The 21,974-nt window shown below is 55.8% G+C and carries 21 protein-coding genes and 1 tRNA gene; 5 read left to right on the forward strand and 17 right to left on the reverse strand.

Annotation, left to right across the window (positions count from 1 at the left end):
• Positions 1-98 precede the first annotated feature (98 nt).
• Together IAE39_RS13960 and IAE39_RS13965 are read right to left on the reverse strand one after the other, a co-directional pair.
• Positions 99-1,082, reverse strand: a complete 984-nt coding sequence (locus IAE39_RS13960) for a FecR domain-containing protein (protein WP_201203304.1) — start codon at positions 1,080-1,082, stop codon at positions 99-101.
• A complete protein-coding gene (locus tag IAE39_RS13965) occupies positions 1,079-1,594 on the reverse strand; it encodes a sigma-70 family RNA polymerase sigma factor (RefSeq protein ID WP_201203312.1) in 516 nt (171 codons plus the stop codon). The genes IAE39_RS13960 and IAE39_RS13965 overlap by 4 nt, the downstream gene beginning before the upstream one ends.
• A gap of 267 nt (positions 1,595-1,861) precedes the next feature.
• Between IAE39_RS13965 and IAE39_RS13970 the strand changes: the two genes are divergently transcribed.
• Both IAE39_RS13970 and IAE39_RS13975 read left to right on the forward strand, forming a co-directional pair.
• Positions 1,862-2,215, forward strand: a complete 354-nt coding sequence (locus IAE39_RS13970) for a type II toxin-antitoxin system HigB family toxin (RefSeq protein ID WP_201203313.1) — start codon at positions 1,862-1,864, stop codon at positions 2,213-2,215.
• Between the two features lie 52 nt (positions 2,216-2,267).
• Positions 2,268-2,741, forward strand: a complete 474-nt coding sequence (locus tag IAE39_RS13975; RefSeq protein ID WP_201203320.1) for a helix-turn-helix domain-containing protein — start codon at positions 2,268-2,270, stop codon at positions 2,739-2,741.
• A gap of 929 nt (positions 2,742-3,670) precedes the next feature.
• On the opposite strand, the gene IAE39_RS13985 is transcribed toward IAE39_RS13975, so the two are convergent.
• The 8 genes from IAE39_RS13985 to IAE39_RS14020 all read right to left on the reverse strand — a co-directional run bounded on the left by IAE39_RS13985 (position 3,671) and on the right by IAE39_RS14020 (position 12,175).
• Positions 3,671-4,336: a dUTP diphosphatase gene (locus IAE39_RS13985; protein WP_201203329.1), complete on the reverse strand. Its 666-nt coding sequence runs from the start codon at positions 4,334-4,336 to the stop codon at positions 3,671-3,673.
• Positions 4,337-4,349: 13 nt separating this feature from the next.
• Entirely contained in the window at positions 4,350-5,243 is an 894-nt protein-coding gene (locus tag IAE39_RS13990; protein WP_201203331.1) for a hypothetical protein, read from the reverse strand.
• Positions 5,240-7,186, reverse strand: coding sequence for an ORC-CDC6 family AAA ATPase (locus IAE39_RS13995; RefSeq protein ID WP_201203333.1), 1,947 nt, complete (start codon positions 7,184-7,186; stop codon positions 5,240-5,242). The genes IAE39_RS13990 and IAE39_RS13995 overlap by 4 nt, the downstream gene beginning before the upstream one ends.
• A gap of 2 nt (positions 7,187-7,188) precedes the next feature.
• Positions 7,189-8,067 (reverse strand): phosphoribosyltransferase-like protein, encoded by an 879-nt coding sequence (locus IAE39_RS14000; RefSeq protein ID WP_201203335.1) that lies wholly within the window; start codon positions 8,065-8,067, stop codon positions 7,189-7,191.
• A 16-nt stretch (positions 8,068-8,083) separates the two neighbouring features.
• Entirely contained in the window at positions 8,084-9,280 is a 1,197-nt protein-coding gene (locus IAE39_RS14005) for an N-6 DNA methylase (RefSeq protein WP_201203339.1), read from the reverse strand.
• A 990-nt stretch (positions 9,281-10,270) separates the two neighbouring features.
• Complete coding sequence (locus IAE39_RS14010; RefSeq protein WP_201203340.1) at positions 10,271-11,590, reverse strand: tyrosine-type recombinase/integrase; 1,320 nt, start codon at positions 11,588-11,590, stop codon at positions 10,271-10,273.
• Positions 11,591-11,752: 162 nt separating this feature from the next.
• Positions 11,753-11,828: transfer RNA gene (locus IAE39_RS14015), tRNA-Thr, on the reverse strand.
• Positions 11,829-11,926: 98 nt separating this feature from the next.
• Positions 11,927-12,175 carry a hypothetical protein gene (locus IAE39_RS14020; RefSeq protein ID WP_201203341.1) on the reverse strand — a complete coding sequence of 83 codons (249 nt, stop codon included), beginning with the start codon at positions 12,173-12,175 and terminating at the stop codon, positions 11,927-11,929.
• A gap of 556 nt (positions 12,176-12,731) precedes the next feature.
• On the opposite strand from IAE39_RS14020, the gene IAE39_RS14025 reads away from it, so the two are divergent.
• The gene (locus IAE39_RS14025) at positions 12,732-13,007 is read left to right on the forward strand and encodes a DUF3077 domain-containing protein (protein WP_201203343.1); all 276 of its coding nucleotides are present in this window, start codon (positions 12,732-12,734) and stop codon (positions 13,005-13,007) included.
• A 357-nt stretch (positions 13,008-13,364) separates the two neighbouring features.
• Here IAE39_RS14025 and IAE39_RS14030 read toward each other — a convergent pair whose 3' ends face one another.
• The 5 genes from IAE39_RS14030 to IAE39_RS14050 form a co-directional block, all read right to left on the reverse strand.
• Positions 13,365-14,570 (reverse strand): methyltransferase, encoded by a 1,206-nt coding sequence (locus IAE39_RS14030; RefSeq protein WP_201203344.1) that lies wholly within the window; start codon positions 14,568-14,570, stop codon positions 13,365-13,367.
• A 127-nt stretch (positions 14,571-14,697) separates the two neighbouring features.
• Positions 14,698-15,387 (reverse strand): ABC transporter permease, encoded by a 690-nt coding sequence (locus IAE39_RS14035; RefSeq protein ID WP_016497592.1) that lies wholly within the window; start codon positions 15,385-15,387, stop codon positions 14,698-14,700.
• Positions 15,387-16,079: an ABC transporter permease gene (locus IAE39_RS14040; protein WP_201203345.1), complete on the reverse strand. Its 693-nt coding sequence runs from the start codon at positions 16,077-16,079 to the stop codon at positions 15,387-15,389. The genes IAE39_RS14035 and IAE39_RS14040 overlap by 1 nt, the downstream gene beginning before the upstream one ends.
• Before the next feature lie 54 nt (positions 16,080-16,133).
• Complete coding sequence (locus IAE39_RS14045) at positions 16,134-16,886, reverse strand: ABC transporter substrate-binding protein (protein WP_201203346.1); 753 nt, start codon at positions 16,884-16,886, stop codon at positions 16,134-16,136.
• 11 nt (positions 16,887-16,897) lie between these two features.
• Entirely contained in the window at positions 16,898-17,671 is a 774-nt protein-coding gene (locus tag IAE39_RS14050; RefSeq protein ID WP_201203349.1) for an ABC transporter ATP-binding protein, read from the reverse strand.
• 641 nt (positions 17,672-18,312) lie between these two features.
• Here IAE39_RS14050 and gabP point away from each other — a divergent pair.
• Positions 18,313-19,698, forward strand: coding sequence for a GABA permease (gene gabP, locus IAE39_RS14055; protein ID WP_201203356.1), 1,386 nt, complete (start codon positions 18,313-18,315; stop codon positions 19,696-19,698).
• A gap of 183 nt (positions 19,699-19,881) precedes the next feature.
• Here gabP and IAE39_RS14060 read toward each other — a convergent pair whose 3' ends face one another.
• Positions 19,882-20,328 carry a hypothetical protein gene (locus tag IAE39_RS14060; protein WP_201203357.1) on the reverse strand — a complete coding sequence of 149 codons (447 nt, stop codon included), beginning with the start codon at positions 20,326-20,328 and terminating at the stop codon, positions 19,882-19,884.
• Between the two features lie 130 nt (positions 20,329-20,458).
• Here IAE39_RS14060 and IAE39_RS14065 point away from each other — a divergent pair, with 130 nt between their 5' ends.
• Positions 20,459-20,995 (forward strand): hypothetical protein, encoded by a 537-nt coding sequence (locus IAE39_RS14065; protein WP_201203358.1) that lies wholly within the window; start codon positions 20,459-20,461, stop codon positions 20,993-20,995.
• A 5-nt stretch (positions 20,996-21,000) separates the two neighbouring features.
• On the opposite strand, the gene ppk2 is transcribed toward IAE39_RS14065, so the two are convergent.
• Complete coding sequence (gene ppk2, locus IAE39_RS14070) at positions 21,001-21,873, reverse strand: polyphosphate kinase 2 (protein ID WP_201203360.1); 873 nt, start codon at positions 21,871-21,873, stop codon at positions 21,001-21,003.
• Positions 21,874-21,974: the final 101 nt, after the last annotated feature.

The following is a 21,974-nucleotide window of genomic DNA, read 5'->3' on the forward strand; positions in this document are numbered from 1 at the left end:
GTAGATCGAGCTCCATTCGTTGGCAGGGTCTTTTCCCTGTTAGCCGAAGTGCTCGGAAAAACCCGCAGCGTGAAACGCGTTTTTCTTGCAGAAAATGCTCAACGCGCGACAACGCGACGCCACAGCCTGGTCACGCGCTCGACCTTCACCGGCATCGAGCCCGCCAGTGCATCCAGGGCCAGGTCGATATTATCGAGCTGGAACACCCCGGAAACCTTCAGCCCGGCCACCTCTGGCGCACAGCCCAACCAGCCCCGCTGATAGCGCGCCAGTTCGCTGACCAGCGCCTGCATCGACAGGCTGCGAGCCACCAGTTGGCCCCGCGTCCAGGCACTGGCATCCATTTCGCCAGCTGGTAGTTTCACGCAGCTCCCAGCGCTGATCGCATACTGCTCACCTGCCGAAACCACTTGCTGCTGCGTGGCGAGATGGATGGCCACTTTGCTGTGCTCGACGGCAAGCCGCGTAGTGGAAGCATCCTGGCGCACTGCGAAAGCAGTCCCCAGCGCCTGTAGCCGCGCTTGGGCGGTGTGCACCCAGAAGCTGCGCCGGCCGTTGGGCGCGCCGTCGTCAGGGCCCGTGTCGATGAAGATCTCGCCCTGCAACAGCTTGATCAGCCGCTGGCTGTTGCTGAACACCACATCGACGGCGCTGTTGGTATTGAGCTGCAACCGGGTGCCGTCGGCGAGCATCACCTTTCGCCGCTGGCCGACGGCGGTGCTGTAGTCCGCGCCCCAGCGCCTGACCGTGTCCTGGCCGTGCCAGCCCGTCGCGCCAATGATCAGGCCGGCACCTAACACCTGAAGCAGCCGCCTGCGGCCCACCTGCCGATGCTGCATGCGCTCCAGCGTGTCGTGGGCGACGCCCCCGGGCACGCCCGACAGGTTGGCGAGGTTGCTGAGCGTTGATTCATTGCTCTGCAGCGCCTGCCAGGCCGCTTCATGCAACGGATGCAGCTTGCGCCAATGCAGACAACCCTGCATCGCCTGCGCGTCGGCGTAGCCGGAATGCAGGCGCACCATCCACATGATCGCCTCGTCGAGCACGTCGTCCGGCAAGTCGGGGCGGGCTGCACTGGTCATAAGGTAGCGAAGTAACAGTGGCGGATGGCCTTGGCCATGTAGCTTTCCACCGACCGCAGGCTGACACCCAGTTGCAGGGCGATTTCCTTGTAGCCCAGGCCGTCCAGGCGCGACAGCAGGAACGCCTTGCGCACCTTGGGCGGTAAGCCGTCGAGCAGGGCATCCACCCTGGCCAGTGTCTCCAGCAGGATCATCTGGGCTTCGGGCGAGGGCACCAAGGCTTCAGGCAAATGGGCGATTGCGTCCAGGTAGGCCCTTTCCACCCGGTCGCGACGGGCGCGGTCTATTACCAGGGCCCGGGCGATGGTGCTCAGCCAGGCGCGGGGCTGATGTACGTCCTTGAGGCGGTCGGGCTTGCACAAGACGTTGACGAACGTGTCCTGGGCCAGGTCTGCAGCATTGTCACCTTGGCGCAAGCGCTTGCGCAGCCAGTCGACGAGCCAGGCGTGGTGCTCGGTGTAGAGGGACTGGATATCTGTGGGCGCGGAAGGCGGAGCGGGTGGTGAGGACACTGCGGGCCTTGGGTTCAGATAGGAATGCGGATGAGAATTCGTCGCATCTTAGCTGGGGGTGGTTGGGGATGACAAGGTGTTGCGAGAGGGGGCGCGGTCAAGTGTGACGACATCCCGGTGGTCACCTTCATGGCCTAGGCATGGTGCTGTTGCTGATGCCGCCTAAGCTCGTTAGACATGATTTATCTGCAGTACCGATATCTGTTTGACAGATATCTGGATTTGCGATAATGTTCTCTGCGTGTAAGGACGCCGGAGACCAACAATATGCGAGTGGTAACAAAGACGGCGGTTGCACAAGCCATTGAAACGTATAGCCAGTGGAAAGAGCCACTGAACTTGTGGCTGACCACCTTTGACAGGCCGCCTCTTCGGTTTGAGTCCTTTGAGCAGATTCGTGACGTTTGGGGCACCGCCTCAGGATGGAACGTTGATCGCATCCCTCACTCTAAGCTGAGGCCTACGAGCAAAAAAGGACCTCTTGATATCTATGTCTTTGATATCAAGAAAAATGAGTGTCGAATCATCGCGTGGATCAACACGCGAACTGGCACCATTTACATGAAGGACATTCTGCCTCACGCCGGATATGACAAGTGGTGCAGAAGTGATGTTAAGTAGCTGATCAGGAAGGTCAGCTCTATTTATGTATGATGCAATTATAGGTGACAAGATGAAGCGTGATAAAATCGAAGCCGGTGGACTAGATTCCTTCATAGCTAATATTTCACCAATGCTTGATGGTCTGAGTGATCAGATAGCCACAATGTCCAAGTTGTTATCTGCATGTCATGATCCTATTGAAGATGATGATGACTTGCGGGGACGGATGGCGGTAATTGATGAACTCTACTCTCATGCGGATAGTGAAGATCACGCAGCAGCACGTTTTGCGGAGCTGGTTGCTGATCGAGTGTATGAGTACGAAGCTGAAACGGTGTTGATACCTCAATCCTCCCAGTCTGAAGCGCTCGCGTTTCTGATTTCGGATAGGGGGGTCAAACAAAAAGACTTGTCTGGTATTGCAACGCAAAGTGCTGTTTCTGAAATACTGAACAACAAAAGAAAAATGACGGTTGCCCAAATAAAAGGTTTTGCTGATTTCTTTAAGGTTCCGGTCGAGTTTTTTATGCAGGGCGCAGTTTAAAGAAAGGTTTGATTTTTCTGTACATAAAGAAGCGACGTTTTCTGATGAGAAAAAATAGCTTAGTTTTAAATGCTTAAAGCAGTGTGCCCAAAGCCCCTTCGTACTAAATGCGGTCTGGGGCTTTTTAATGGTTAGGTAAAGTTTGATTTACAGCCTGAGCGAGGTAAAGGGTTAAGCTAGGCGAGCAGGTTAACGACGTTCTCAAGCACCACCCAGTGAGGTGAGTTTGTTTGAGGATTCGTATGACTTCCCAAGGCAGGCCGCCGCGGTCTCCGCGCAGACCGCGGCTGGCTCGGTTTGCTTTCCCGGCTCTCAGCCACACTGATGACCTGGCAGGGGAATCCACCGGTGAGGACATCGATGGGGCAAGGGTTGTGGTCCCCCCGCGAAAACCAGACCCAGGCGACCTTCAGCCTGCGCGTTTGAGCCCGAACTCGTTTGAGCGGGCGAAAGAAACACGATGTTTCGGGCTCATAGCGCGCAACATTTCTATCACCGCCAACTGCGGAGAGTGGTGTCTTCTTTGGGATTGCTGGGGCTGCAGCGCAGCCCATCGCAGGCAAGCCAGCTCCTACACCGATCGCATTGACCTCAGGCTTTGTGGGGTGCTTGTGGGAGGCGGTTTGCCGGCGCAATGAGACCAGAGCAGGCAGCACACGACGGCGCATGTATACCGAGGGTGTTGGCTTCGAAGCCTTGATTCAACGCGAGCCTAGGCGGGAATGACGTGGGGTTTGCGATGCCGGAAACAAAAAAGGCCCACCTTTCGGTGAGCCTTTTGAGTATTGCGTATGGTGCGGCACCAGGAGTCGAATTCATCAATATTATGCTGATTCAGGTAGCTTTTTAGAATTTCGATAATTGGCACTATCCCTAAAACTATCCTTTAGAGACAGTGCCGTCTGACGGTGGCAGTTATTGGCGCACGGTCAGCCAATGGATTTGTACTTTAGATCGAGCTCTTTGAGAATCTCTTGAGAGAAGGTAGAAGAAGATGCGTCTAGTTTAGATATGATGTCATAGAGGTGTTCATTATCTTCTCTGCCATGCCATATTTTCTGATAACTACCATCTTTATAGCCATTGTTCTGTCTAAAAATGTTAAGTATATTTTTAGAAACATAGCCAACATATAAAGAGTTCCAGTCTAGTTCGCACTTCTCCATTATCTTTTGTAGGATATTGAAGCTGCGTTGCCTGATGACTGAGGTTGCAGCGAGTAGCTCAAAAAGCGTTTGAGTTTCGACTGAGCTTAGGTCAAATTCAATTTCGCCTATATTTAAAGTTTGGCTAAGATCGTTGCATTCGGTTGCCATTAGTTTTGTGGCTGATTTGATATCGCCGGAAGTGCTTATCAGTAAATCGGAAAGATAGAAGTGCAAGATGTCAGAGATCTCAATCTGGACTTGAGGGATATCTGAAGTTTGTTTTTTCCACCATTTCCATCCGTAGTGATCTAATGCCTCTGCTGACTCTACAAAAGCGGCTCGCAGGTACGGAAATTTTTTTGTCAGCCAGTCGCGATCTACTAGTGCATTGAGCTTGTACTGAAGGTCAAGCATTGTCTCAATTTGGCTGTCGTTAGGCTTTTTCATGGTTATGAAATCCTTAAGAGATTATGACAGTAAATTTGTGCCAGGTGCCTACGCCACTTGAGCGTTTAGATTTTTTTTCAGGATGGTCGTATAAAATCCCTACCCGATTTTGATTCAAGCTAGCGAATAAAGCTGTTGCCACGCCACATGGTTTTGTACCAATAGGCGCAATAAACATTTGGCTTTCTTCGGATAACGAGTTTTTAGTTTTCTCAAGCAATTCGTATGCTGCGCTCGGATCATTGGCGGCGCAGTAGGCTATATCGAAAGATTTTTCGCTTAAGCTTGGGAGGTGCGGGATGAAAGAATTTAGTTCCCATCCTGGTTTAAATGCGGGCACACCAAAGACGACTTTGATCTCCTTTGAAGAAATCATCTGGTATTCTTCAAGCGCACGCTCAAGCCTCTCGGGCTCATAGCCCAAGAAAAATACGCCTGCCTCAACATTCTCGCTTGATAAATCAACCACCGCATTAGGAATAGGTCTATATCCAACTATTTTATTGGATAATGCAAAAGAATCACCCCCAGGATGCACTGGAGTATAGTCTGCCGGCTCACCATAAATTATGTCGAACTCTTTAACGCCCAAATTTATCACCGAGCGTATCGTGCAGAAGAGTTCGGCAAGTCCTAGTGTTGTTGCTTCAAATACAATTGGTGCACCGATATAGTCTTTGATGACTTCTTCAGATATGTCAGCACTGGTTTCCTGGGTGCCAACTTCAAGTCTCATGGTTTCGTATGAATATGAAACTTTCAACCTTTCAGAGGCCGTAGACTTATCTAGCAATAACGCGATATCTCCTCGCTCATCTAGCGAAACGCCATGTAGTAAAACGCAGCCTTTGGGCAGTTCTACGTCTTTGGCATCGCTATAGCGAGTAGTGAGTATTGTCGTTGTCATAACCCAAGCCCGAGCTGGAGATTATCTTGCTGTTCAGATTTTCTATAAAGCGATACCGCAAGCTCGTTGTACTTGTCCTCGGTGCCCATTGATAACGTGTGAAAATCTTCAACTGAAAAGTCTACCTTGCGTTTACGACGGTAGCTAATCATAAAGTAAGGCGAATAAATCGGATTTAACTGAAAGTCAGTGATGTCTGTGCTTACAGCGCTTTTGGCTTTCGTTTCCAACATTTCAATGAGGATTGCATACTTCAGTGCTTCGGAAATGAATGACATTTCTCCTGCGTCGAGTGACCTATTACCTGAGTTTATAGTGAATTGGTTTTGCTCTGGTTCACTCATACTAGGGGCAGACTGAAGTGTTCTAAACACATTCCCCAAACGGAGAACAAAGCTGCGCAATTGCTCTCCAGACTCACCGAATGTCTTTATTTCCCGAATTAATTGGTCGGCAGCCTCATATGCGGCTCGTGCCTGGATCTCAATCGAGAATATGTCTGTACCCTCATCCTCCAGCTCACTCATTTCTAGTACTTTGTAGGAAAGAATCAAGAAGTGGCGAAGATTTTTGTTGGACATCGATATGAATGTATCGAATCCACTATATAAGGGGCAGTATGTTCTGTAAGGTCTGTAAAGTTCCAAGATGGAACCAAACAAGTTATTGTGGATCCAGTTTGAAAATTTGCTTTCTTCAGCATTGCAGTATTTCTCAAGCTCCTCAAGAACAAACTCTGCGGAATTTGTATTTCGGTTGAGTAGCGCTGGTAAGATAACCTTTGCTTCAGCGAGGTAGTCTGGCTTTAAGAAATTATCTACATCTAGTTTTGTTTGCTTTCTCGAAAGGGCCTTTTCAATGCGTTCGCGTAGAATATTTTTGATGCGGTCTGTTTCAAAGGCATCTACTGCAAATTGTTTATGCTCTTTTGTTGGAAATCGCTTTCTTATTTCATCAATAACATTGTTTTTGTAGGCTTTCTCGCGACGACTCTCTAAAGAGTTTTGGTCGCGGACCAAAAGCAAGAGGTTGGAATCTTGTTTGCCAGCAGCTAGGTCGAGGTTTGCGAGGAATACCTCAGCGAAGAAGCAAGACCTTTCCGTGTCATCCATTAGATTATCGATGTAACACAAGTTGTAGTCATTAGTTGCAGTAATTGACTCTTTGCCGGTGGTTCGATTTTCGTCGGATAATTCTTTTGAGGTGAAGTTAACAATGAGCGGTTGCTGGCTATGTCGTAGATATGTATTTAGCACTCGCCTTTGATAGGGTACTAAATTTTCAACTTCATCAATGTAGATATAAAAGCAGCTTTTGGTTAGGCCTGATGCTTTTCTAATATCCGAAATCAACGAGTCTAAAAAGTCTTTGCCAGGTGGTAGAAGCGGGCGCGGAGCTGTGGATAGATTTGAAATCCATAGGCTAAACGCTTTTCTTGTTTTGTCTAGCGCTCTTTCCAATTCTTCAGGGTTAGATGGAAAAGAGTAATCTTCTGCAGATGGAAATGTTAAATTTTCTAAGTCTTGTTGGCTAAACTCAGCGTATGAGCTTTGAGAAATACTTCTTAGAGAGCGGACTATTTCTCCGGCGATGGCAAGCGAGAAATAACAATTGAAAATGGTAGTCCATTCGGCTTCCTCAATGCCACGCAATCTCATGGAATTGCAAAATTGAGTATCGACGCGCCAGTAGATCCCGATGTGCTCAATTTCGCTTGGGGGTATCTGCAGCCGGTTAGGAGAGAAAAGCGTATGGTAGTCGAGATACTTGAGTAGCATGGTTTTGCCACAACCGCGCTTTCCGACCAAATAAGTCGACTTTGTTGCATCTTTAAGTGAAAGGCTATCGAAATAAGGCGGAACGAAAAATTTCCCCCATACGTCAGCTGCATGCTCTTCCGCACGGGTTTTAGCTAATATTGAGTGATCGATTATTGGCTGCATAATTATCTCTCGAATAGAGGTTCCCAGTTTGCGGAGCGCTTCCATAGCAACGGAAGAGTATTGTCGGGTATTCCATGTTCGTAAACTACCATCAACCCACCCATGCCGGCATCGGACATGTCTGCACGAGCCAGTGTGCTCAAATATAGGTCGTAGGGATCCACATGATCGTACGGCCAGATTTTATTTTCAATCCAAAGTTCGCAAACTTTTTTAAAATTGTCTTTTTCCGTGAGTAGCTCCCCGTAAAATACTTTTACGTTGGGGAAATCTTTTGCGAGACGCTTTATAGCTTCTTCATGAGCGATAGCAAGGACAATTCCGCCTCTCTCGTGATTTCGCATTAGGTCGCCGCATTGTACTAAAGTTTGTGATATCTGAGATCCTGAAAAGGATCCATCGTCAACAATCAATAAGTATTCATCTTCTGGGAGCTTTCTGCTGTTGCAGTAAGTCTGATAGCTCTTGTCAATTCCGAAGTTGGAGTGTAGTGATCGTGCGATTAGCTCACCACTTTTTCCAGGAGGAGTTGTTCCTTCGGTCATAATTGGTGGGGCAAAATAAAAATATCTATTGCTGCGTAGGGGCTTTTTGTTCGAAAGTACTTCTTTCCAGTTGTAACCCGCTTCTGATTTCTCTGGGGGCTCAAAATGGAGTGCGGCCTCTTTCAGCGCCTGTCGGAGTGATGACTCAATCTGAGCGGAATTTCTGAATATAAGATTCTTTACAATAAGTAGTGCCAAGGTTTGCTCTTCTTGGCTTTTGAATTGTTTCAGCCATGTTCTTACCCGCTCCATTGTAAGCGGGTTGCGAATCTTAGTGGCGCAAAGTTTTCGTATTATTTCTTTGAGTTTTGTGTTGTCAGTTGGTGGTACGTCCATGTTTCTAATTCTCGATCTAAAAAGGGAAGTTTTCTAAATCATTTTTCGTTATGAATTTTGCACAGGCGCCGTGGATATGTGCTTGAAGCCAAGACTGCCCGTCTTCTGAAGTAAGAGCTCTGTATAGTTTCTCGGCAGGTCGATTATCGGTGCGGAGAACGTATAAGCAGTCGCTGATCGGGGCAAGTCCACTTTTGACAATTCTAATGCCACTTAGGATGTTTCTCCCTACGCGCGGTATTAAAATGTCGCCAGCCTTGGCTATCACTTTGTTTGAAAGCTTTGCGTTGCTAGATAGCTCTTCAGAAAAATTTACTTCGCCAGGAATGGTCTGATCCTTTAGATCAGTGGTGTGAAAAATGCGCCATTCATTTTTGAGTGCTTCGCTGGTTGTAACGCTGCCTCTCAATACAGTGAGTGTGGGAATGCTCTGTTTTGGTACATTTTTTTTGCTGTGACTTCGCCACTTGTAGTAGCTATAGTCCATTCTGCTTTTGGCTTCTTCTTGAGAAATCCAAATTGGATGCTCCATGCAACCGTCTTTGTTGCATCGATACAGCGCTATTTTTTTTGTTCCTGGCTTATTCTTCTCTAAGTTGAGAATGAATGTTTTTACTTCGGTTCCCTTAAAAGCATTATCGGGCAGTTCAACGATTTCGGTAATGCAATGTTGTGATAGTAGCGCGTCTCTAATTGCGTAGTTGCGTTCGCCAGAAATTATGCCAGACGGTATTATTATTCCCAGCTGCCCTTTATCTTTAAGGAGCCATAAGTTTTGGGCAAGAAATAAAATGTCCGCTCCAACTTTCAATGCCTTGCTCGGTACTGGGAACCCTGCGCGACTAAGTAGCGTGGAAAAATTCGGCTTCCAATCTGCAGCGATGAACGGGGGGTTGCAAACGGCTAAGTCCGCGACTCCGCTGGGCAGGCCGATGAGCTCCTCAAGCTGTGGACTCAATGCATCGGCGCAGTAATGGTGGTGATCTTGAGGCTGGTAAAAAGGCGAGCGCGAAAGCATTGGATCTATATCCACTGATATGCAGCGTGCATCAGGCCAACGACCGTTGACAGCTGAAAGCAGGGCTCCACCTCCCACCCCTAGCTCCAAGGCGACACTCACGGCATCCTCTTGGAAACGATTCACGAGAAGCGATCCATAGGCTGCGTCAGTGAAATACTGGCCGTGTCGCTTCTTTTTTTCCTGTGCCTGCATTCAGCGACCGCTCTATCGAAAATATGCATGTTACATCCTATGCAGCGCTGGCAGCACTACGCCCTAGCGAGTTTTTTGGATCATTTGATTGCCTATCCCCACGTCATCCCGCCAAGAATGCTGAGTGTTATCAGGGATCAAGGCCCCTGCGACCTGTGGGGAATGTCCTCTACGCGGGACTGGCGGCTCCTTACGTCCGGGAGCAAGGGCATCTCATGATCTGGCCTCCTGAGCACCGTTACCGGTGGGCGGGTGGAGGCAGCACTGGCTGACGAGACCAGCGCCTGAAGATCCTGAGCCGGGTGAACGCAGCAATGCGATGACCGGGGCATGCCTGACTGTCAGTCAGGTGCAGTCCATTCCCTGATCTGCGGCACCATCATCTACATGGCTGTTGCTGGTGACATCGGCGTTTGTCACGCCGATTGTCACGAGGGGGAATGCCGCAAAGCCACGTGCGATCAGGGCTGCAGCAGTGGTAGAAGTGCCCGTCTCTTTTCAGGAAAAGAGACGGGCACAGGTTGGCGCAGTATTCGGCCAAGCGGATAGGTTGCTGCAGGGCAGCGAGGTACGGAGCATCTGGCGCACGAGCGCTTTATGTGTAAGAGCATCCATCACATGGGTAGTGACCGGGCGAGCTGCCGGATGCGAATCGCCCTTGGGGAGAACCACCGCCAGAGCGGCGTGACCTTTAAGGTTCGGGTCACCTGGGGTGCTGTCATCGACAGCGTTTGCAACTCCCGGTCTACGCCTGTGGACAATGTTCGTCAAGCAAAGCGATTTCAGGGATTTAGCGCCTGTGGATAAAACTATCCCCCAGTGGACATCAGTGGTTTTCCACAGACGTAAGCTGTGCCAGCAGTTTTTTTCTTAGGTATGGTCCTTTCAAACGGGGCGGCTTTGCAGCCCCGTTTGAAAGGACCCGCGCGGAGGAGCTTCATGCGGTGCTGTGGGTAACTTCACAGCTAGTTGAGGTGGTGGTGCGGCGGGTTACTCGGTCCTCTTGGCACTGCGAAGGCGCGTGACGTTCTCGCCCGTCTGCTTGGCAAACTCATGCGGCGTCACATGGTCCTCGCGGTTCGCCTCCAGAAACCGGCTCCACCAGGTCATGATCATCCGGCGCTCTTCGAGGAACTCGGCCTTGTGGGTATAAGCGGCCCGAACGTTGTTGCGTTCCTTGTGGCTCATCTGCCGCTCGATCGCTATCTCTGACCACAGCCCGGACTCGACCAGCGCACTGCACGCCATAGCTCGGAACCCATGACCGCAGATATCCACCTTGGTGTCGTAGCCCATCGTCCTGAGCGCGGCATTCACCGTGTTCTCGGACATCGGCTTCCACGGTTTGGCATCCCCCGCGAACACCAGCTCGAACTTGCCGGTGATCGCGTGGATCTGCTCAAGCAAGGCCACTGCCTGCGGCGATAAGGGTACAACGTGGATGTCCCCGGCCATCTTTGTACCCCTTGTGGAAAACGGCACACCATCCAGCGCCGGGCGGGTATCGGGGATTTCCCAGATGCCGCGCTTGAGGTCGAACTCGTTCCAGCGGGCGAAGCGCAGTTCACTGGAGCGCACGAACACGTGCAGCGATAGCATCACTGTGAGGCGCGTGAGCGGACGACCTTTGTAGCCGTCGATACGCGCCTGTAGCTCAGGCAACCGCGATAAGGGTAGTGCGGGTCGATGTGTAACCCGTGGCGTTTTGATCGAGCCATCGAGATCGTGAGCCGGGTTCGCCGTGATCAGTCGCAGCCGTTTGGCTTCGCGCATGATGCTTTGCAGGTAGTTCTTGATCCTGAGCGCCACGTCGATGGTGCCGCGCTTCGTCACAGCCTCCAGTGGCTGCATGAGGTCGTGGGTGTCCAACTCAACGATTGCCCTGGCACCTAACAAAGGGAATACGTGAGTCTTCAACCGGCTGAGCACAGTCTTAGCGTGGCCCGGCGCCCACTTCGGCACCATCCCGGCATACCAATCGAGCGCAACGCTTTCGAAGGTTCGGCCATTGATGACGGCTTGCACCTTGGCTTGCTGCTTGGACTGGATAGGGTCAATGCCGTTGGCGAGCTGCTGTTTGAGCTCGAAGCGCTTGTGGCGAGCGTCAGCCAGCCCGAACACTGGATAGTTGCCAAGTGAGGTCAGGCCCTCGCGGCCATCGGGTTTCACGTACCTGAGCCGCCAGCCTTTACGACCATTGGGCTTCACGAGCAGGTAAAGGCCATCGCCGTCAAAAAGCTTGTACTCACGTTCGCGAGCCTTTGCAGTGCGGCAGGCGTTGTCGGTAAGGGGAGCCGTTGTGCGAGCCATAAGGGTACTTTCCAATGTCGAATTGGTAGGTATCCTTAAAAGTACCCTTATTAGCGCTGGCTACCCTCGGAATCCGACGGAACGCCAAAACGAAAAAAACCGCCAGAAGGCGGGTTTTTCGGGGGTTCCAGAGATTTTGAAAGCTTTCTATGGAACCTTGAATGGTGCCGGCACCAGGAATCGAACCCGGGACCTACTGATTACAAGTCAGTTGCTCTACCATCTGAGCTATACCGGCAATGGGGCGTCATTATAGCGATCGTTTGGCGCCTGTAAACCACTTCGTTGCGAATGTTCGAAAAATGGCTAAGTCACCGGCCCAAAAGAAGAATTTTCTTACCAGCCGCGGTGGATGGTGTTGACGTTTGGCTCGCTTTTGCCCGGGTTGAAGAACAGCTTGTCGTTGTCGCAGCCGCGCTTGCGGCACGGGGTTTCGGTGCGCAGGGGCAGGCCGTTGTCGCCGCCCAGTTGCATGCCGGGGTGGTTCCAGCCGAGGCTGCTGCCAGGGTGGGGCGCTGGGTGGCTGGCGCAGGCGGTGAGGGCCAGGGCGAAGGTCAGCAGGGCGAGGGGTTTGGCTTGGGTCACGGTGTGGGTCCAGTGTCGAATCTGGCGCAACGCCAGAAGGTCGCAGGGCTGGCAGGCAGCGCGCGACTCGCTTTTTAATGATTTGGGGGGTGGATGATACACCGTTGCGGTCGTTGGGCATTAGCCTTGTGTTGCCTGAGCGGGCCTCTTCGCGGGTGAACCCGCTCCCACAGGTCCCACACAAGCTTCAGGACCTGCAGAGATGCTGTGGGAGCGGGTTTACCCGCGAAAGGGCCGGCAGCCGTACGAAGATTCTGAACCTGGGGCCTTAAAGCTTCAGGGTTTGGACGCTTCGGAAGTATCCTACGCGTGCCGCCGAAGTATCGCTGTTGTCGGGGAAGTGGCTCACGGATACCTTTTTCGGGTCGCTCTGGCGACCGGGTGTGAGAACCCTTCTTTGGACAAGCACTACCACTCAATGGTGGTCGTACGCGGGCAGGCTTTGGCCTGGCCGGGGCTTACTTGTTCACTCGGTTTCTCACCCTGCGTACGGCTGCCACCCTAAATCCGTGAGAAAGATTTCTGGCAGTCCCCTTCCTCAGAACAAGGTTTTGCCATGAACAAAGATATTCTCGAGCCAATCACCACCGCAGGCGTAGAAACCTTCCTCGCCGCCGGTAACCCATCCCTCAATTTGTTGCGCGTCGAGCCCGGCGTCCCGGTCGATGCTGCCTATGAGCATGTCTCGATCCTGATGGGCTATATCAAGCACCTTGTGCGCGAGGGGGATATGGAAGATGACCATAAATTCCTCGGCGCGGCGGACTACCTGTGCGACATGGCCAAGGCGCTGATGAACGATATCGAGATTGCCAAGAACAAGGCGCACTGACGCGGTCCTTGTAGGAGCGGCCTTGTGTCGCGATGGGGCGCGCAGCGGCCCCCGGTTTTGGCGTTTTGGCAGAGATTGCCGGGGCTGCTTTGCAGCCCTTTCGCGACGCAAGGCCGCTCCTACAGAAGAGCGCGATTGCAGGAGTATTGCCAACCACAAGAAATGTTTATGCACAAGTAGCATTGACGTCTTGCGCGAAAGGCATGCCGAGTCGCTACGCCGCTGGTCTTTGCGCAAACGCCTGTTTTTACTGGGCTTGACCTACGAGCCGGAATAAGCCAAGCGTTTGAAATAGCGCTTGGCTCCAACAGGTAATCACAAGCTTGTTCACAGAGTTATCCACAGGTTGTGCTGCGGCTAACGGTCGCGTTCAGCCAGGATCAGCAGGTTGCGCGGGGTCAGTGGATAGTCGCAGAACAGGCCCAGCTGGACGTCGTAGCCTTGTTCTTCGAGGAACAGGGCGCGATCGAGTACCAGCCACAGCTCCAGTGGCCGACGGAACAGATTGCGCACGCGCTCCAGGTTGCGTACCTCGGCCAGACGTTGCCAGCCGGCGGCTTCCAGTGCTGCCCAGTCCGGTTTGCCGTGCAGCGGCAGTTGCTTGAGCTCAGCCAGGTCGCGGCAGTATTGCTCAAACGGCTTCTCCAGCCAGGCCACTGGCAGCGAAGGGGTCGGCAGGTAGTCGTCGGCCTGGCGCTGCTGGCGTTGCAGCAGGTCAAACCCCAAGCGGCGGGCCATCGAGGTGTCGCGCTGGCGCCGCACGCGGGCGCCGGCGGTGACGGTTTCGCTCAGGGGTAAGCCAAGGTCGTCCAGTGACAGTTGCAGGGCTGACGCCTGCGCGGCTGTGGATAACGGCTGGTAGTGCTGCGCTGCAATGCGGTTGTAGCAGCACGGCGCCACGGCCAGTTGCCGGCAGCCTTGCTGGCTGGCCAGTTGCATCAGGTGTACATGCAGGTCGCCACAGGCGTGCAGGGCTACCACGCTTTTTGCACCATCAAGGTGGCGGGCGCTGTCGCTGGCCATCACATCCTGGTGCACGTGCTGCGCAGGGAGGTGGTGGTGCGTGCTCAGGGTCTGGCCGGCGGCGACCAGTTCGGCGTCGTATTCCAGGCAGGTCAGCCGTTGGCCGGGTTGCAGCAGGCGGCGGCCGAGGTGGCCCTTGCCGGAGCACCAGTCCAGCCAGTGGCGGGGTTGGTTGCGGAAGGCAAGGTGGCTGGCGAAGGCTTCGATCTGCTGCCATTTGCGGCCGGGGACGGCTACGTCCAGGCGGTGGGCGGCGGGCGGCAGGTCGGTTGCCGGGAGATTGCCGAGGGCGGCTAGCTGTTGGGCTTGCCGGGCCAGTTGCGGGAACGGGGTGGGCAACAAATCAGCAGCGTCGGGGTTTTCTGCATCTGCCAGGGAGGACTGGCGCAAGTGGGCGGCGAGCTCGGGGTGTGTGGTTTCCCAGCCCAGTTGCAGGGTGGTGAAAGGGCGCGGTTTCCACAGCGGTTGGTGCTCGATCAGGAATTGGTCGAGAGCCTGGAAGCGGGTGTTCAGGTGGTGGCTGTGGAGGTGGCTGGGCATGAGAAGAAGTGTATCGGTTTTAAGGGCCTCTTCGCGGGTGAACCCGCTCACACAGGATTAGCACAGGTTTCGAGGCCTGTGATGTACCTGTGGGAGCGGGCGTGCCCGCGAAGCAGTCAGTGAGCTATCAGCGACCCTGGCAGGCATCCACGCGTAACCAGCGCTCCAGCAGCTTGAAGCCCTGCACCAGCAGGAACGAGATCACCAGGTAGAACACGCCAGCAGCAAAGAAGATTTCCACCGGCAGGTAGGTGCGGGCAATGATGGTACGGGCCATGCCGGTCAGTTCCAGCAGGGTCACGGTACTGGCCAGGGCGCTGGCCTTGAGCATCAGGATCACTTCGTTGCTGTACGCCGGCAGGCCGATGCGGGCAGCGCGCGGCAGCATGATGTAGAACAGTGCCTTGCCCCGCGACATGCCCAGGGCCCGTGCTGCCTCAATCTCACCCTTGGGGATGGACTGCAGCGCGCCACGCAAAATCTCGGCGATATAGGCGGCGGTGTGCAGGGTCATGGTCAGCACGGTGCACCAGAACGGATCGCGCAGGTACGGCCACAGCGAGCTCGAACGCACGGCATCGAACTGCGCCAGGCCGTAGTAGACCAAAAACAATTGCACCAGCAGCGGCGTACCACGGAAGAAGAAGATATAGCTGAACGGCACCGCGCGCACGTACCAGTGGCGCGAGGAGCGGGCGATGCCCAGCGGGATGGCCAGGATCAACCCGGCAACCACGGCAATGGCCACCAGCTCCAGGGTCAGCACCGCACCCTCGGCCAGGCGTGGCAGCCATTTGAAGATGACTTCCCAATTCATTATTCGGCCCTCGCAAAGCCGCGAGCGGCGCGTTTTTCCATGAAGTGCATGCCGGTCATGGCGATAACGGTCAGGCTCAGGTAGATGCAGGCCGCGACCATGTAGAAGGTGAACGGCTCTTTGGTCACGGTCACGCCGATTTGCGAGTGACGCATGATTTCTTCCAGGCCGATCACCGACACCAGCGCGGTGTCCTTCATCAGGATCATGAACAGGTTGCCAAGGCCGGGCAGGGCGATGCGCCACATTTGCGGCAGGATGATCCGCGAGAGGATGCGCCCCTTGGACAGGCCCAGCGCCAGGCCGGCCTCACGGTGGCCCTTGGGGATCGCCAGGATGGCCCCCCGGAACACTTCGGTGGCGTAGGCGCCAAAGCACAGGCCCAGGGCGATTACGCCCGCGGCAAAGGCGCTCAGTTCCAGGCCCGGCATGTTCAGTGCTTCGCCCAGGCTGTTCATCAGCCCGACGGTGCCGAAATAGATAAGCAGAACCCACAGCAGTTCGGGCACGCCGCGAACCAGGGTCGAGTAGAAGCCGCCAAGCCATTGCAGCGGCTTGATCGGGGAGGTCTTGGCCAAGGCGCCAAGCAGGCCCAAAACCAGGCCCAGCAGCAAGGCGCAAAGCGCCAGTTTTACGGTCATCAGGGTGCCGGCCATCATGGCCGGACCGAATCCGTGCAGGTCGATATTCATGGGCAGGTCATTCTAGGGACTTGCGCGCCGCAGGGGCGCGCAGGTCAGGGCGGATCATTCGATGCTGAACGGGAAGTACTTGTCGTTGATCTTCTTGTACGTACCGTCGGCCTTGATTTCTGCCAGGGCTTTGTTCAGGTCGTCGCGCAGCTTGGTGTCACCCTTGCGCACGGCAATGCCGATCTTGTCGCTGTCCATCACCGGCTCGCCCTTGAACTCGAAATTCGAGCCGTCTTTGCTCTTCAGCCACTCGTACTGCACGTACTTGTCGGCCAGGATGCCGTCGATGCGACCGGACACCAGGTCGAGGTAGGCGTTTTCCTGGGTGTCGTACAGCTTGATGTCGACGCCCGGGAAGTTGTCTTCAAGGTAGGTGCCGGCCAGGGTGGCGCGCTGGGTACCGATAACCTTGCCTTTCAGCGAGGCCTTGTCGGTCTTGAAGTCGACGTTCTTCGGGGCAATGAACTGCAGCTTGTTCGAGTAGTACGGTTCGGTGAAGTCGACAGCCTGCTTGCGCTCGTCGGTGATCGACAGCGACGACACCAGGAAGTCGAACTTCTTGGCGTTCAGGGCCGGGATGATGCCGTCCCAGTCGGAGGTGACGACCGAGCACTCGACTTTCATCTTGGCGCACAGGGCGTCGCCGATGTCCTTGTCGAAACCAACCACGTTACCGCTGGCATCCTTGTTGTTGAACGGTGGGTAGGCGGCTTCGATACCCATGCGCAGTTTTTCTGCGGCCATGGCGTTTGCCGACATCACCAGCGTGGCAGCAGCTGCCAGGAGGAACTTCTTGTAAGTGTGCATGTATTGCTCCGTTAGCGGTGGCTGGACATGAATTGCTTGCAACGCGCCGAGGTCGGGCTTTCGAAGACCTGTTGCGGCGATCCCTGCTCTTCTACCAGGCCCTGGTGCAGGAAGACGACTTCGCTGGACACATGGCGGGCAAAGCTCATTTCGTGCGTTACCAGCAGCATGGTACGGCCTTCGTCGGCCAATGCGCGGATAACGTTAAGCACTTCCTGGACCATTTCCGGGTCGAGTGCCGAAGTCGGCTCGTCGAACAGGATGACCTTGGGCTTCATGGCCAGGGTACGGGCAATGGCGGCGCGCTGTTGCTGGCCACCGGAAAGCTGGGCGGGGTAACTGTGGCGCTTGTCGTAGATGCCGACCTTGTTCAGCAGCGCTTCGGCGGCTTCGATGGCCTCGGCCTTGCTTTGGCCGAGCACGCGGCGTGGCGCCTCGATGATGTTGTCGAGGATCGACATGTGCGGCCACAGGTTGAAGTTCTGGAAGACAAAGCCGATTTCGCTGCGCAGGCGGTTGATCTGGCGGTTGTCGGCGGCGATCAGGTCGCCGTTTTTGGCGGCCTTGAGCTTGAGGGCTTCGCCGGCCACCAGGATTTCGCCCTGGTGCGGGTTCTCGAGCAGGTTGATGCAGCGTAGCAGGGTGGACTTGCCGGAGCCGGACGACCCCAGGATGGAGATCACGTCACCGTCGCGAGCGGTCAGCGAAATACCCTTGAGAATTTCCTGCTCGCCGTAGCGTTTGTGCAGATTGCGGATTTCCAGCGCGGGCGTGGCCTGAGCCATGTGCGGTCCTCATGTGTTCGGGTGCGTTCCCAGCTGTTGGCGGCCTTCCTGGCGTGCGCCAAGCTAGCATAGCGGCATTATGACGGCCAACAGGGTCGCCGGGGACTCTGGGCGCTGGTGGGGCAGTTTGTCGCATCGCTACAGCGTAACGTCGCGCGGATGTCCGCGAAGGTCTCGCCCAGCACCAGAGCCTTGATGAAAAAAGGCGCGATGGTGCCACCTTTGGCGTGCTCATGGAAGCGGTTTTAGACCATTCACGGATGAAACCTGACCTCAAGGCCAAGCGCGTTGTGTAGGCGCGGGGTCACCCGCGAAGGCCTTCATGAGGCCATGGGTTGTACCCACAGGTTGCACTTTTTTGCATTGCGCTGGTGCGAAGGTGTTACCAGGGAGCACCTTTGGTGCGTTTGTAAGTGGGTATTTCAGTAATCCGATGTTTTGGCGGCCTTTCGGTCAGCACTTGGCCGAAAGCCCTCCAAACCGCGTGCTAAAAGGCCCGCAGAATTTTCTGACGAATGCATTCAGCACATGGCGCGCTAATTGCCAGTAGGAAACCGCCGATTGCAGCGACGCCTAGTCCAACCCCTGGCGCGCTTTGTTCCCGCAGTCGGAGTGGTCCACTCCTTACAAAGGTAGTTTCAATGAGCGGTAACAATTCCAATGACCTCGCTCAGGGGCTCAAACAACGGCATGTGACCATGCTGTCCATCGCTGGCGTTATCGGTGCCGGCCTGTTCGTAGGCTCCGGCCACGCCATCGCAGCGGCCGGCCCGGCCGTGCTGCTGGCTTACGCCGCTGCCGGTACGCTGGTCGTGCTGGTAATGCGCATGCTGGGTGAAATGGCGGTCGCGTCGCCCGACACCGGCTCTTTCTCTACGTATGCCGACCGCGCCATCGGGCGTTGGGCCGGTTTCACCATTGGCTGGCTGTATTGGTGGTTCTGGGTGCTGGTGATTCCGCTGGAGGCCAACGCCGCGGCGGCCATCCTGCATGCCTGGTTCCCGGCGGTTGACCTGTGGGCCTTCTCCCTCATCATTACCCTGGCGCTGACCCTCACCAACCTGTGCAGCGTGAAGAACTACGGCGAGTTCGAGTTCTGGTTCGCCCTGCTCAAGGTGCTGGCGATCATCGGCTTCATCGCCGTAGGCTGCGCTGCCATGTTCGGCTTTGTACCGAGCAGCCAGGTAAGTGGTGCCAGCCACCTGTTCGATACCCAGGGCTTCATGCCTAATGGCCTGGGCGCAGTACTGGCGGCCATGCTGACCACCATGTTCTCGTTCATGGGTACAGAAATCGTCACCATTGCTGCCGCCGAGTCCAAGGACCCGGGCAAGCAGATCAGCCGCGCCACCAACTCGGTGATCTGGCGTATCTGCCTGTTCTACCTGGTGTCGATCTTCCTGGTCGTGGCCCTTGTGCCGTGGAACGACCCGGCGCTGGCTGAAACCGGCTCGTACCAGACTGTGCTCAGCCGCATCGGCGTGCCGAATGCCAAGCTGATCGTCGACATCGTCGTGCTGATCGCCGTGACCAGCTGCCTGAACTCGGCGCTGTACACCTCTTCGCGCATGCTGTTCTCGCTGAGCAAGCGTGGCGACGCGCCGGCCATTGCCCAGCGCACCACCAAGGCGGCGACGCCGCATGTGGCGGTCTTGCTCTCCACTGCAGCGGCGTTCCTCTGCGTATTCGCCAACTTCGTGGCCCCGGCGCAGGTATTCGAGTTCCTGCTGGCCAGTTCTGGCGCCATTGCCCTGCTGGTGTACCTGGTGATTGCCATTTCGCAGCTGCGCATGCGTGCCCAGCGTGAAGCCCGTGGCGAGAAGATCACCTTCAAGATGTGGCTGTTCCCGGGCCTGACTTGGGCGACCATTGCCTTCATCGTTGCCATTCTGGTGGTGATGGCGCTGCGTGAGGACCACCGTGCCGAGATCATCGCGACTGCGCTGCTGAGCATTGGTGTGGTAGCGGCTGGCTTGCTGGTGCACCGCAAGCGTGAAGCTGCCGGGCGGGTGGCGCTGGATAACTGATCCGCGCTGGCTGCAATGAAAAGGCCGCGTCCTGAGAGGGGCGCGGCCTTTTTTGTTGCCTGTTCCGGCCTATTCGCGGGTGAACCCGCTCCTACAACGGGCATCGCATGCCTGTAGGTCTGCGGCGGCCTGTGTAGGAGCGGGTTCACCCGCGAATAGGCCAGAACAGGTTAATTGGCGCTGTCAGCCAAACTGCTTCTGCTGTTGCTGCTGCTTGGCCACCAGCTCCGAGGCCGCCACATAGGCCGCCTGGAACTCATCACTCTCCAGCCAGGCCATGGTCGCCTCTTCGTTGGCGCCGTCCAGCCACGCGCGGTAGGCGTTGAACACCAGCACAATGTAGTCGGTGGCGTGTTCTTCCTTGTGCCCCTTGAGCACCAGCGCCAGCAGCGGGTCCACCAGGAACACCGAAATCATCGGCACCAGGCCACCGCTTTCCTGGGCTTCCTTCATCTTGCTGAACATCGCGTCGTAGCTGCCCGACTCCATGGCCTTGTTGTACACCTGCTCGACGCTGGCGCTGTCACCGGCGCTGGCTTTGACGGCCTGGCCGCTACGTACCATGCGGTTCTGCTTGGCCTTGCTGGCGGCGCGCTTGGCGCGTTTCTGTTGCTTGGTAGGGGTGGCCATGGGGCTAGAGTCCTTGGGTGATGCTTGAAAAGTGCGTATTGAATCGCAGATGGCAGTGAAACCCAAGCGGCATTGGCGGGTCTGAGCCAGGCTGCCGGACATTCGGCATTCGCCCATAGGACATTCACGGATGAAAACACCCGTCTTGCTCGGCCTGCTGGCCGCTACCCTGGCCGGCTGTGGCAACATTGCCGCGGTCAAGTCCTTCAACACCCCCTACGGCTCACCCAGCGTCGGCGACACAGCGCGCTTACGGGTGGTCGCCGACGGCATGGTGCGCGCGGTGCCGGAAAAGGACTGCGTGGACTGGTACAGCCCCGGGGCGGGGGTGATCGCCGTGCCAACCAAGGGCTTTGCCGACCGTAACGGCGAAACCCTTGGCATGCCTGCTGGTGCACCCGCCCAGGCGGGTGATGCGGTAAGCGAGGTCCTGGTGCCCGCAGGCAAGCCATTTACCCTGCATTTTCTCGACGGTGGCCGCTCCGCCGGTTACAACAGTGTGCGGAACTGCCTGGGGATGTTCTCGTTCGTGCCGGAAAAAGGCGCCGACTACGAGCTGGTGGTGCACGGCTACAGTGCTTGTGGCGGCACACTCAAGCGCCTGGACAAGGCCGAGGAAGTGACCAGGCGCAAAGCGGACTATTGCAGCGCCTTGGCCAACTTCTAGGTCCTTCAGGCAGGCTGGGCGGTCGGCTCGTCTTCCTCGAAGCCGCGTGAGGCCCTGCCTACCAGCAGCGCATCCGGCGCATGCGCTACGCTGTGGTCCTTGCCCGGGTAATCCAGCTGATGCAAAAAATGCCGGATGCAGTTGATCCGGGCCCGCTTCTTGTCATCGGACTTGATCACCGTCCACGGCGCATCGGCGGTGTCGGTGTGGAAGAACATCGCTTCCTTGGCGCTGGTGTAGTCGTCCCACTTGTCCAGCGACTTGATGTCGATGGGCGACAGTTTCCAGTGCTTGAGCGGGTCGTCGCGGCGCGAGATGAAGCGGCGCAGCTGCTCTTCGCGGTTTACCGAGAACCAGTACTTGAACAGCAGGATGCCGCTGTTGCACAGCATGCGTTCAAGGTCCGGCGCTTGGCGCATGAATTCCAGGTACTGCAGCGGCGTGCAGAACTCCATTACCTTCTCGACCCCGGCGCGGTTGTACCAGGAGCGGTCGAAGAACACCATTTCACCCGCCGTGGGCAGGTGCTGGATATAGCGCTGGAAATACCACTGGCCCTGTTCCTGCTCAGAAGGCTTCTCCAGGGCCACGATGCGTGCGCCGCGTGGGTTCAGGTGCTCCATGAAGCGCTTGATGGTACCGCCTTTGCCCGCGGCGTCCCGCCCTTCGAACAGGACCACGATGCGCTGGCCGGTCTCCTTCACCCAGCTCTGCACCTTCAGCAGCTCGATCTGCAGCGCATGCTTGGCCTTTTCGTATTCCTGGCGTCGCATGCGGGTGCGATATGGGTAGCTGGCCGGCAGGCGTGCCGTGGTGCTGTCTTCGTTGCTGCCCTTGGGGGCTGTGGCAACTTCCAGTGCGGCAGGTTGCTGGCTGATGCTGGTGATCGTCGGCTCCGGCTTGCGCTGGCGTGGGCGGCGCGTGCGGGCGGGGGTGATGGCGGGGCGAGGGGGGGGGGGTGGGCGGATGGGTGTGTTGA

It is taken from the genome of Pseudomonas sp. S37, from assembly GCF_016658545.1.
Classification (GTDB): domain Bacteria; phylum Pseudomonadota; class Gammaproteobacteria; order Pseudomonadales; family Pseudomonadaceae; genus Aquipseudomonas.

Excerpts from the sequence above, each read along its gene's own strand:
- IAE39_RS13960 (WP_201203304.1), bottom strand. The coding sequence starts at position 1,082 with ATGACCAGTGCAGCCCGCCCCGACTTGCCGGACGACGTGCTCGACGAG.
- IAE39_RS13970 (WP_201203313.1), top strand. The coding sequence starts at position 1,862 with ATGCGAGTGGTAACAAAGACGGCGGTTGCACAAGCCATTGAAACGTAT.
- IAE39_RS13975 (WP_201203320.1), top strand. The coding sequence starts at position 2,268 with ATGAAGCGTGATAAAATCGAAGCCGGTGGACTAGATTCCTTCATAGCT.
- IAE39_RS13985 (WP_201203329.1), bottom strand. The coding sequence starts at position 4,336 with ATGAAAAAGCCTAACGACAGCCAAATTGAGACAATGCTTGACCTTCAG.
- IAE39_RS13990 (WP_201203331.1), bottom strand. The coding sequence starts at position 5,243 with ATGACAACGACAATACTCACTACTCGCTATAGCGATGCCAAAGACGTA.
- IAE39_RS13995 (WP_201203333.1), bottom strand. The coding sequence starts at position 7,186 with ATGCAGCCAATAATCGATCACTCAATATTAGCTAAAACCCGTGCGGAA.
- IAE39_RS14000 (WP_201203335.1), bottom strand. The coding sequence starts at position 8,067 with ATGGACGTACCACCAACTGACAACACAAAACTCAAAGAAATAATACGA.
- IAE39_RS14005 (WP_201203339.1), bottom strand. The coding sequence starts at position 9,280 with ATGCAGGCACAGGAAAAAAAGAAGCGACACGGCCAGTATTTCACTGAC.
- IAE39_RS14010 (WP_201203340.1), bottom strand. The coding sequence starts at position 11,590 with ATGGCTCGCACAACGGCTCCCCTTACCGACAACGCCTGCCGCACTGCA.
- IAE39_RS14025 (WP_201203343.1), top strand. The coding sequence starts at position 12,732 with ATGAACAAAGATATTCTCGAGCCAATCACCACCGCAGGCGTAGAAACC.
- IAE39_RS14030 (WP_201203344.1), bottom strand. The coding sequence starts at position 14,570 with ATGCCCAGCCACCTCCACAGCCACCACCTGAACACCCGCTTCCAGGCT.
- IAE39_RS14035 (WP_016497592.1), bottom strand. The coding sequence starts at position 15,387 with ATGAATTGGGAAGTCATCTTCAAATGGCTGCCACGCCTGGCCGAGGGT.
- IAE39_RS14040 (WP_201203345.1), bottom strand. The coding sequence starts at position 16,079 with ATGAATATCGACCTGCACGGATTCGGTCCGGCCATGATGGCCGGCACC.
- IAE39_RS14045 (WP_201203346.1), bottom strand. The coding sequence starts at position 16,886 with ATGCACACTTACAAGAAGTTCCTCCTGGCAGCTGCTGCCACGCTGGTG.
- IAE39_RS14050 (WP_201203349.1), bottom strand. The coding sequence starts at position 17,671 with ATGGCTCAGGCCACGCCCGCGCTGGAAATCCGCAATCTGCACAAACGC.
- gabP (WP_201203356.1), top strand. The coding sequence starts at position 18,313 with ATGAGCGGTAACAATTCCAATGACCTCGCTCAGGGGCTCAAACAACGG.
- IAE39_RS14060 (WP_201203357.1), bottom strand. The coding sequence starts at position 20,328 with ATGGCCACCCCTACCAAGCAACAGAAACGCGCCAAGCGCGCCGCCAGC.
- IAE39_RS14065 (WP_201203358.1), top strand. The coding sequence starts at position 20,459 with ATGAAAACACCCGTCTTGCTCGGCCTGCTGGCCGCTACCCTGGCCGGC.